Annotated in this window: 7 protein-coding genes; 1 reads left to right on the top strand and 6 read right to left on the bottom strand. The window is 71.3% G+C overall.

What is annotated here, in order from left to right; translation table 11 throughout:
- Nucleotides 1–213 precede the first annotated feature (213 nt).
- From ACZ4TV_RS12970 to ACZ4TV_RS12945, 6 genes are all read right to left on the bottom strand, one after another.
- Nucleotides 214–756, bottom strand: coding sequence for a hypothetical protein (locus ACZ4TV_RS12970; protein ID WP_468133780.1), 543 nt, complete (start codon nt 754–756; stop codon nt 214–216).
- On the bottom strand, nt 741–1,859 hold the full coding sequence (locus ACZ4TV_RS12965; RefSeq protein WP_468133778.1) for a ParA family protein: 1,119 nt from the start codon (nt 1,857–1,859) through the stop codon (nt 741–743). Before ACZ4TV_RS12965 ends, ACZ4TV_RS12970 begins: the two co-directional genes overlap by 16 nt.
- A gap of 368 nt (nt 1,860–2,227) precedes the next feature.
- Complete coding sequence (gene ald / locus ACZ4TV_RS12960) at nt 2,228–3,343, bottom strand: alanine dehydrogenase (RefSeq protein ID WP_385394579.1); 1,116 nt, start codon at nt 3,341–3,343, stop codon at nt 2,228–2,230.
- Between the two features lie 152 nt (nt 3,344–3,495).
- Nucleotides 3,496–5,475, bottom strand: coding sequence for a tetratricopeptide repeat protein (locus tag ACZ4TV_RS12955; protein ID WP_468133776.1), 1,980 nt, complete (start codon nt 5,473–5,475; stop codon nt 3,496–3,498).
- 600 nt (nt 5,476–6,075) lie between these two features.
- Nucleotides 6,076–6,711 carry an NUDIX domain-containing protein gene (locus tag ACZ4TV_RS12950; protein WP_468134097.1) on the bottom strand — a complete coding sequence of 212 codons (636 nt, stop codon included), beginning with the start codon at nt 6,709–6,711 and terminating at the stop codon, nt 6,076–6,078.
- 82 nt (nt 6,712–6,793) lie between these two features.
- Nucleotides 6,794–8,464, bottom strand: coding sequence for a CTP synthase (locus tag ACZ4TV_RS12945; protein ID WP_468134095.1), 1,671 nt, complete (start codon nt 8,462–8,464; stop codon nt 6,794–6,796).
- A gap of 422 nt (nt 8,465–8,886) precedes the next feature.
- Here ACZ4TV_RS12945 and ACZ4TV_RS12940 point away from each other — a divergent pair, with 422 nt between their 5' ends.
- The gene (locus ACZ4TV_RS12940; RefSeq protein ID WP_468133774.1) at nt 8,887–10,740 is read left to right on the top strand and encodes a glycoside hydrolase family 15 protein; all 1,854 of its coding nucleotides are present in this window, start codon (nt 8,887–8,889) and stop codon (nt 10,738–10,740) included.
- Nucleotides 10,741–10,777 lie beyond the last annotated feature (37 nt).

Raw genomic sequence — 10,777 nt, 5'->3', positions numbered from 1 at the left:
CCGCGGCTCGCCCGCCGCCTTCCTCCGGAGACCCGCGTGGAGGCTCCCCCGAGGTCCATCGCGAGGCGGAGGGCAGCGACGCGTAAGCGGCTCGGGAGAGGGTGCCGTGCCGGGCCCGGACGGGCCCGGGCGCCGCCTGGACCGTGTCGCGGCGCTCCAGCAGGCCGTCGGCTGCGTAGCAGGCCGCAGGCTACGGAGCGGGCCGTGGGGCGGTCAGCGGCCGCGGAGTCTGCGGACGAGGATGCTCGCGTCGCCGCGGGATTCGAGGTCGGCGAGGACCACCGCCACCGCCTCGCGGACGATCCGGCCGCGGTCGACCGCCAGTCCATGCTCCCCGCGCAGCACCAGCCGCGCGTGTTCCAAGTCCATGAGCTCCTCGGCGGAGACGTAGACCGTGATCTTCTCGTCGTGCCGTTCGCGGCCGCTGGGCCGCCGGTTCGCACCCCGGCCCTGCCCCTTGCCCCGCCGGCCCGCGCCGGCCGGGCCCGCCGGGCTGGCAGAACCTTCCTGCGGTCGCCGCTGCTGCCCCACACCGGGCCCGCCGGACCCACCGGGCCCAACCGGCCCGCCGGCCTCCGTACCGGCCTCAGCCTCCCGGCTGCGGCCCTCCCCCGCCGACCCCTCGGCCGAGGCGGCCGAGTGTTCCGCGGCGGGTGCCTCCTCGACCCCGCGCCGCGGCGAGGACGCCTGGAGCGCCATCCCCCCGGTCGTACGGAACAGTTCGTCGGCTCCGGGCAGACTCACTCGGCGTGACACCGGGCGAGCACCTCCCTGGCGAGCTGGCGATACGCGGCGGCGCCGACGGAGTTGGAGGCGTACGTCGTGATCGGCTCACCGGCGACCGTGGTCTCCGGGAAGCGCACCGTCCGGCCGATGACCGTGTGGTAGACGTGGTCGTCGAAGGCCTCGACGACGCGCGCCAGCACCTCGCGGCTGTGCACCGTACGGGAGTCGTACATCGTGGCGAGGATGCCGTCGAGCTCCAGCTCGGGGTTGAGCCGCTCCTGCACCTTCTCGATGGTCTCGGTCAGCAGGGCCACGCCGCGCAGCGCGAAGAACTCGCACTCCAGCGGGACGATGACCTTGTGAGCCGCCGTCAGGGCGTTCACGGTCAGCAGACCGAGCGAGGGCTGACAGTCGATCACGATGTAGTCGTAGTCGGCCATCAGGGGCTTCAGGGCCCGCTGCAGGGTGGACTCGCGCGCGACCTCGCTGACCAACTGCACTTCCGCAGCGGACAGGTCGATGTTGCTCGGCAGCAGGTCCATGTTGGGGACCGCGGTCTTGAGCAGCACCTCGTCGGCCGACATGCCCCGCTCCATGAGCAGGTTGTAGACCGTCAGGTCGAGTTCCATCGGGTTCACGCCGAGGCCCACGGACAGCGCGCCCTGCGGGTCGAAGTCGACGAGCAGCACACGGCGCCCGTACTCGGCGAGCGCGGCGCCCAGGTTGATGGTCGACGTGGTCTTGCCCACGCCGCCCTTCTGGTTGCACATCGCGATGATCTTCGCCGGACCGTGGTCGGTCAGCGGACCCGGGATGGGGAAGTACGGGAGCGGGCGTCCGGTCGGGCCGATCCGCTCACGGCGCTGGCGGGCAGCGTCGGGGGCGAGGGTGGCCGCGTACTCGGGGTCCGGTTCGTACTCCGCGTCGGGGTCGTAGAAGTGCCCCTCGGGCACATTGTCGTAGTCGGCGAAACCAGTGGGCTTTTCGCCGCTCAGGTCGCCGGCCCTGGAGTTCACGTCTAGGCCGTCCATGCTCTTTTGGGGCGTCGTCATGTGCTGGTGGTTTGCGAAGGTGCGTACTGCGACGGAGCCGACAGCTTCGAGCCCGGTAGGGCCTTCGCCCCGCTCAGGCATCCCTGCTCGACCACCCCCAGGAGCAAATGTCGACTCATTCACAAGTCGTCTTACCTCCTCGGACGTGACCAGGACACTTATCGATAGGTCAGCGTGGCACCATGCCGACGGTTGGCGACTCTATGGCGTGTCACCACTCAGCGGCAACACAATCCGCCGGACCCGGCACGATGTGTCGGCAACCGAACACCACTCTGTCAAGGGCGTGCGAGCTGTCGCTGCGAAGTTTCGCGGGTGCGCGAAAGGGTTAAAGGGTTACGTTCGAGGCGAGTTGAGCGGGGTCTCGGGGCACCTCGCAAACGCGTCCGGCCGGACCTTGTGGGCAAGGTCCGGCCGGATACGTGAGATTGACGTCAGTCGTTGACGACTCAGCCGAGCAGCGTGCTCAGCTCGAGGGTCTCGAGGCCGTGGGCCTCGGCGACCGGGCCGTAAACGACCTGGCCGTCATGGGTGTTGAGGCCCAGCGCGAGTGCGGGGTCACGACGCAGCGCCTCGACCCAGCCGAGGTTCGCGAGCTGCACGATGTAGGGCAGCGTGGCGTTCGTCAGCGCGTAGGTGGAGGTGTTCGGCACCGCGCCCGGCATGTTGGCGACGCAGTAGAAGACCGAGTTGTGGACCTGGAAGGTCGGCTCGGCGTGGGTGGTCGGACGGGAGTCCTCGAAGCAGCCGCCCTGGTCGATCGCAATGTCGACAAGGACACTTCCGGGCTTCATCTTGGCGACGAGCTCGTTGGTGACCAGCTTCGGGGCCTTCGCACCCGGGATCAGCACCGCGCCGATGACGAGGTCGGCCTCGATGACCGCCTTCTCCAGCTCGTAGGCGTTGGAGACGATCGTCTTGATCTTCGTGCCGAAGATCTTGTCGGCCTCGCGGAGCTTGTTGATGTCGCGGTCCAGCAGGGTCACGTGGAAGCCCATGCCGACGGCGATCTGCACGGCGTTCCAGCCGGAGACGCCGCCGCCGATGACGACGCACTCGCCGGCGTGGGTGCCGGGGACGCCGCCCGGGAGGACGCCGCGGCCGCCGACCGAGCGCATCAGGTGATAGGCGCCGACCTGCGGGGCCAGGCGGCCCGCGACCTCGGACATCGGGGCGAGCAGCGGAAGCGCGCGGTTGGCGAGCTCGACCGTCTCGTACGCGATGGCGGTGGTGCCGGACTCCAGCAGGGCGTCCGTGCACTCGCGGGAGGCCGCCAGGTGCAGGTAGGTGAAGAGGGTCTGGTCCTTGCGGAGGCGGTGGTACTCCTCCGCGATGGGCTCCTTGACCTTCAGCAGCAGGTCCGCGGTCGCCCACACCTCGTCGGCGGTACCGAGGATCTCGGCACCGGCGGAGACGTACTCGGCGTCCGTGATCGAGGAGCCGACACCGGCGTTCTGCTCGATGAAGACCTGGTGGCCGTTACGGACCAGCTCATGCACGCCTGCGGGCGTGATGGCGACCCGGAACTCGTTGTTCTTGACCTCGCGGGGGATGCCGACCTTCATCGTCGATCACGGTCCTTGGTTCAGGGAATATTTCGGGGCACTTCCATACATACCCGCCCACAAGAACGCGCAACGGGATGCACCACGAGATGACGTGGTGAAGCCAGTCTAATGAAGGATGAGTCGCTGTCTAGCCTTGCAAACAAATAATCTCAGTCGGAATCACTGCGGATTTCGCAGGCTGCGGGGTCGTCTCCCAGCAATCTGTCGGCTGCGGAGCGGTGCAGCCTGGCAGCTGCGGGGTCTCCCAATCGGTCCAGCGTGTCGGCCAGCCGGACCTGCAGCGCGGCCTGAAGTCGTTGGTCCCCCGCCCTGCGCGCCAGCTCCACCGCCTCGCGGCAGGTGTGCAGCGACTCCTCGGGCCGGCCGGCGTACTCCTGGACCCGCGCCATTTCGCTCAACGCCTTTGCCTGGCCCGGGACATCGGCCAGCCTCCGGTAGCCCGCGGCGGCGGCCCGCCAGCTGCGCAGCGCGTCCCCGTACCGGCCCGCGTACGTGTGCACGTTCCCGAGCCGTCCGTACAGCCGGGCCTCGTCCGCGCGCTCCCCCCGCGCGAGGGCCTGGGACAGTGCCCGGCCGAACCAGTCGGAAGCCCGGTGCCAGTCCTCCAGCTCCTGATAGGCACCCCCTACGGATTCCATCGCGCGGCCGGTCGCGTACGGATCGTTCGCCGCCCTTCCGGCGTCCAGCGCGGCCCGGTAGCGCTCCAGGGCCTCCAGGGTCCGGCCGGTCTCGGCGTCCAGGTCGGCCAGGTTCAGCAGCGCGGCGGCCTGTTCCCGGTACAGGTCGCGGCGCTCGGCCACGTCCAGGACCAGGCGGTGCAGCCCGTACAGCTCGGGAGCGGCCTCGGCGGTGCCCCGGTGCTCCGCGAGGGCCCGTACGAGGGCCGCGACCAGCCGGCGGGCCAGGGTGTCCAGCTCCCCGTCGGCCACGGCGAGGGAGGCGGCCGCGGTGAGCGCGGGCAGCCGGGTGTCCAGCCAGGTGGCGGCGGCGCGCCGGTCGGGGAACCGCAGGGCGCGCGGCAGGCCGTCCAGCACCTCCCGGACCTCGGGGTCGAGGCCGGCGTCGCCCTCCACCGCGGCCATGGCCCGGCAGGAGTGCAGCAGCCGTACCGTGCGCTCCAGCATCCGCGCCCGGGCGAGCTGGACCTCGGCGGGGCGCTCCTTGGCCTCCAGCAGCGTCTGGAGCAGGGGTGCGAGGCAACCCGGCAGCAGGAACAGGCCGTCCTGGGCGTGGTGGACGAGGCCCAGCGCGGCGAAATCGTCCAGCGTGGCCTGGGCGGCGGCCACGGAGCAGCCGGCGAGGGCGGAGGCGGTGTGCGAGTCGACGACGCCGGCGGGGGCGAGCGGCAGCAGCCGCAGGGTCCGCTGGGCGGGCTGCGGCAGGGACTCGTAGACGAGCCGGAAACCCCGGCCGAGCGGGCCGCCGGCGCTGGCCGGCATGTCGTGCAGCTGCTTGGCCACGTCGGCGACGGAGGCCTTGGGGCGGGCGGCGAGCCACCCGCCGACGAGGCCGAGCGCGGCGGGCTGGCCGCCGCACTCCTCGACGAGGGATTCGGCGGCGCGGGGGTCGGCGGTGACGCGGGTGTCGCCGATGCGCTGCGCGAGCAGTTCCACGGCGGAGGGGGTGTCGAGCCCGCCGAGGGTGCAGGGGCGCACGTCGGGGATCCCCGTGAGCGGCCCTTCGGCGGTGACCACGACCAGGCACTCGGGGGTGTCCGGCAGCAGGGCGTCCACCTGGTGCGGGTCGGCGGCGTCGTCGATCAGGATGATCACCCGCCGCCCGTCGAGCGCGGTGCGCAGGGCCGAGCTCAGCTCGTCCTCGCCGGCCCCTGGCGGGGTGGGCTGCCCCAGCCCTTCCAGCAGGCCGCGGACGGCCCGCTCGGTGGGCACGGTCCGCCCGCCGGGAGTGGTGAGCCGGGTCCGGAGGACCCCGTCGGGATACTGCCCTGCGACCTCGCGCGCGAACGCCTCGGCGAGCGCGGTACGGCCGGAACCCGGCCGCCCGGCGACGAGCAGGACCCGCGCCCGGGGCGCCTTGGCCTTGCGGCCCGAGAGGGTGTCGAGCCCGGTCCGTGCGATGTCCTCGCGCAGCTCCTTGAGCTCACGCCGCCGCCCGACGAAATCCGTCACGGATCCGCTCCTCTCCCTGCCTTCGGATGGCGAGCGTAGTTCACGCAGAGCGACGACCCGTGTGGAGCGCGGCGGACAAATCCCCCAATCGGATCAGCAGATGGTCCTCTTTTTCACGCGCCGCTCGCACGGCGCGGGCCGGGCGGGCCCTTTTCCACGCGCCGCCCGCCTGATCCGGCCCGGGCGGGCCTTTTCACGCGCCGCTCGCGCGACCCGGCCCGGGCGGGCCTTTTCACGCGCCGCTCGCGCGGCCCGGCCCGGGCGGGCCTTTATTCACGCGCCGCTCGCGCGGTCCGGCCCGGGCGGCCGTGAAACCGGCTTCGCCCGCGGTGCCGGACTTCGTCCGGTGTCCTGGCGGGACCCGTGCGTGCGTGGGGTCCGTCCGCTGTCTGCGGGCCTGCCGCTGCGCGGAGCTTCTCCCCTCCCCGCCCTTTCACCGTTTCCCGGGCTCCGCCCGGACCCGCGCCTCAAACGCCGGCGGGGCTGGAAAATCCAGCCCCGCCGGCGTTTGAGGCGGTCTTTCAGCCTCGCCGGCGTTTGAGGCGGTCTTTCAGCCTCGCCGGCGATTGAGGCGCGGGGTGCGGGGCGGAGCCGCGGGGGCTAGGCCTCGTACGGGCGGGCCGGCCAGGGGGCCAGGGCCGGGCGCAGGGCTTCGAGGCCGCCCTCGGAGGCAAGGGCGGCGGACAGCGCCAGCACCCCCGTCACCAGCCCAGGATTGCCCAGCTCGCCCGCCAGGATCCCGCGTACCAGGTCCCCGAGAGGAACACGGGCGATCTCCATGTCCGCCTCCTCCTCGGAGACCACGTACCGCTCCCCCTCCGCCTCCGCCAGGTCCCGCGCCAGGAAGACCCGCACAGCTTCGTCGGACCCGCCGGGCGAGGAGAAGAAGTCGACCAGCACCCGCCAGTCCCCCGCCTTGACGTGGGCCTCCTCGTACAGCTCCCGCTGCGCCGCGACCAGCGGGTTCTCCCCCGGCACGTCCAGCAGCCCCGCCGGCAGCTCCCACAGCCGGCGCCGCACCGGGTGCCGGAACTGCCGCAGGACCAGCACCCGCTGCTCCTCGTCGAGGGCCAGTACGCTCACCGAGCCCGGGTGCGCCTGGTAGTCGCGGCGCACCACCGACCGGTCCGGCATCCGGACCTGGTCCGAGCGGACCGCCGTCTTCGCCCCCTGGAACGGGGTCCGTGAAGCGATGACCTCCCACGACTCCGGTGTGTCCACGATGTCGTTGCCCATGGCCATGGCCGATACCTTCCCGAAAACGCGACAGCCGGGGCACGATCCGTGCCCCGGCTGCCTACGTTATGCGGTCAGGCCCTCACTTCGCGGACTGCTGCCGCTCCACGGCCGCCTTGACCAGGCCCGCGAACAGCGGGTGCGGGCGCGTCGGGCGCGAGCGCAGCTCCGGGTGGGCCTGGGTGGCCACCAGGTAGGGGTGGACCTCGCGCGGGTACTCGACGTACTCGACGAGCTTGTTGTCCGGGGAGGTGCCGGAGAAGACGATGCCCGCCTTCTTCTCCAGCTCGCCGCGGTAGGCGTTGTTCACCTCGTAGCGGTGGCGGTGGCGCTCGTCCACGTACGCCTGGTCGCCGTAGACCTCGCGCACGATCGAGCCCTCGGCGAGCTTCGCCGGGTACATGCCCAGACGCATGGTGCCGCCCAGGTCGCCCGCGCCCTCGACGAAGGCCAGCTGCTCCTCCATGGTCGAGATGACCGGGTGCGGGGTCGAGGCGTCGAACTCGGTGGAGTTCGCGTCCTCGATGCCCGCCAGGTTCCGCGCGGCCTCGATGACCACGCACTGCAGACCCAGGCACAGGCCGAGCAGCGGGATCTTGTTCTCGCGGGCGTAGGTGATCGCGCCGACCTTGCCGTTGACACCGCGGTCGCCGAAGCCGCCGGGCACGCAGATCGCGTCCACGTCGGCCAGCTGCGCCGCCGCGCCCGCCGGGGTCTTGCAGTCGTCGGAGGTGACCCACTTGATCTGGACCCGGGCCTTGTTGGCGAAACCGCCGGCGCGCAGCGCCTCGGTCACCGACAGGTAGGCGTCGGGCAGGTCGATGTACTTGCCGACGAGCGCGACCTTGACCTCGTGGTCGGGGTTGTGGACCCGGTCGAGCAGGTCCTCCCACACCGTCCAGTCCACGTCCCGGAAGGGCAGGTCGAGCTTGCGCACGACGTACGCGTCCAGGCCCTCGGTGTGCAGCACCTTCGGGATGTCGTAGATCGACTTGGCGTCGATCGCCGCCACCACGGCCGCCTCGTCCACGTCGCACATCAGCGAGATCTTGCGCTTGATGGAGGTGGGGACGTCACGGTCGGCGCGCAGCACGATGGCGTCGGGCTGGATGCCGATGTTGCGCAGGGCCGCCACCGAGTGCTGGGTCGGCTTGGTCTTGAGCTCGCCGGACGGGCCGATGTAGGGGAGCAGCGAGATGTGCACGACGAAGACGTTGTCGCGGCCGACCTCGTGGCGGACCTGGCGGACGGTCTCCAGGAACGGCAGCGACTCGATGTCGCCGACGGTGCCGCCGACTTCGGTGATGACGACGTCCACGTCATCGGTCGCCATGCGACGGATGCGGTGCTTGATCTCGTTGGTGATGTGCGGGATGACCTGCACGGTGTCACCGAGGTACTCGCCGCGCCGCTCCTTGGCGATGACCTGCGAGTAGACCTGGCCGGTGGTGACGTTGGCCGAGCCGTCGAGGTCGACGTCGAGGAAGCGCTCGTAGTGACCGATGTCCAGGTCGGTCTCGGCGCCGTCGTTGGTGACGAACACCTCGCCGTGCTGGAACGGGTTCATGGTGCCGGGGTCGACGTTCAGGTACGGGTCGAGCTTCTGCATCGTGACCCGAAGACCGCGCGCCTTCAGCAGCGCACCCAGGCTGGAGGCCGTCAGGCCCTTGCCGAGGGAGGAGGCGACACCCCCGGTGACGAAGATGTGCTTGGTCGTCATGGCTGTGCTGTTTCGAAAAGCAGCGGGCGGCATCGCCAAGAGGGGGCTCCCGTGGTCGCGAAGTGAAGTGCGTCCGGCGCCGGTCTCCGTCGATCCGGAAGGGTCTCAGGGGGCGCCGAAGCTGCGGTTTCGGGGCTCCTGATTCGCACAGGCAGACCACCGGTCCACGGGGTACCAGCCTATCAGCGCCCGGGGCGGTCCGCCTCCGGCCGCGCGGCGCGGGCGCCCCGCCCGGGGGCCGCGAAGTGCACCGGACCGGCGTACCCGCAGCTCACCCGTTCGGCCGAGCCCCATTGCTGCCGCCCTTAAGGAGATCACTAGGGTGCCGTCATATCCTGCTCGGATATTGCACACATCACCGCCGGGCAGTCCGTCGGACGGCCCAACCGAGCCGACATACGGAATCATGGGCTCACGCGGGGATCCCCACACACAGGAGACCGCGCAACCGCGCAATGCAAGCGCCCTTCGGGGCGGACGTGGCCGTTCGACTGGAGAGCAACGTGTCCGGGCGCATCGAGGATTACGCACTGATCGGGGACATGCAGACCGCCGCTTTGGTCTGCCGGGACGGGGCCGTGGACTGGCTGTGCCTGCCCCGTTTCGACTCCCATGCCATCTTCGCGAGCATTCTGGGCACCGAGGAGCACGGGTTCTGGCGGATCGGCCCGGCGTTCCCGGCCGGCTCCGAGGCCCCGTACGCCACCCGCCGCCGCTACCGCGGTGACTCGCTGGTACTGGAGTCGGAGTGGGACACCCCGCGCGGGAAGGTCCGGGTGGTCGACTTCATGCCGCCCCGCGAGGACCACGCCCCGCAGCTGATCCGCATCGTCGAGGGCGTCAGCGGGCGCGTCCCGATGCACTCGGCGCTGCGCATGCGCTTCAGCTACGGGCGGGTCGTGCCCTGGGTGCACAAGGTCGACGGGCGTACCGTCGCCGTCGCCGGCCCCGACTCGGTCTGGCTGGACACCGAGGCGCAGACGTACGGCCAGGACCTGACGACGTACTCCGACTTCACCGTCGGGCCCGGCGACCGGATCGCCTTCAGCATCAGCTGGCAGCCCTCGCACCGCGGCGCGCCGGAGGCCCCCGACGCCGAGGCGGCCCTGGAGGCGACCGCCGAGTTCTGGCGCGAGTGGGTCGACCAGTGCACGTACCACGGGCCCTACCGGGAGGCCGTGGTCCGCTCCCTGATCACGCTCAAGGGTCTCACGTACGGCCCCACGGGCGGGATCGTCGCCGCACCGACCACCTCCCTCCCGGAGGAGATCGGCGGGGTCCGCAACTGGGACTACCGCTACACCTGGCTGCGGGACGCGGCGATCACCCTCTCCTCGCTGCTGCGCACCGGCTACCGCGAGGAGGCCCGCGCCTGGCGCGAGTGGCTGCTGCGCGCGGTGGCCGGTGACCCGGAGAACCTCCAGATCATGTACGGGATCGCGGGCGAGCGGGAGCTCGGCGAGACCGAGCTGGACTGGCTGCCCGGTTACGAGAACTCCAGCCCGGTCCGCGTCGGCAACGGCGCCGCGGGCCAGCTCCAGCTCGACGTGTACGGCGAGGTCACCGAGGCCTTGCACCTGGGCCACATGACCGGCCTGGCCCGCAGCGACTACGCCTCGCTGCTCCAGCTCAAGCTGATCCGCTATCTGGAGACCCACTGGGACCAGCCGGACGAGGGCATCTGGGAGGTGCGCGGCCCGCGCCGCCACTTCGTGCACTCGAAGGTGATGGCCTGGGTGGCCGTGGACCGCACGATCAAGCTGATCGAGAGCGGTGACGCGGACGGCCCGCTGGAGCGGTGGCGCGAGCTGCGCGACGAGATCCACCAGGACGTGTGCGAGAAGGGCTACGACAAGGAACGCAACACCTTCACCCAGTCGTACGGGTCGCAGGAGCTGGACGCCTCCCTGCTGCTGATTCCGCAGATGGGCTTCCTGCCGCCGGACGACAAGCGGGTCATCGGCACCATCGAGGCGATCCAGCGCGAGCTGTCCACGCCCGACGGTTTCATCCTGCGCTACCCGACCGCGGGCGCGGAGGCCGGCGTGGACGGCCTGGAGGGCGACGAGGGGGCCTTCCTCGCCTGCTCGTTCTGGATGGCCGACGACCTGGCGATGATCGGCCGGGTGGACGAGGCGCGGCGGCTGTTCGAGCGGCTGCTTTCACTGCGCAACGACCTGGGCCTGCTGGCGGAGGAGTGGGACCCGCGGCTCCAGCGGCAGGTCGGGAACTTCCCGCAGGCCTTCAGCCACGTTCCGCTGATCGACACGGCCCTGCGTCTGACGGCGAGCGGGGCGTACGGCGGCTAGGGCTGGGGCGCGCGGGGGCCAGGGCGTGCCGGATCTC

The sequence above is a fragment of the Streptomyces sp. NPDC028910 genome (assembly GCF_055564955.1).
Note: the sequence above shows the minus strand (reverse complement) of the source record. Positions and strands in the feature narration are given on the sequence as shown.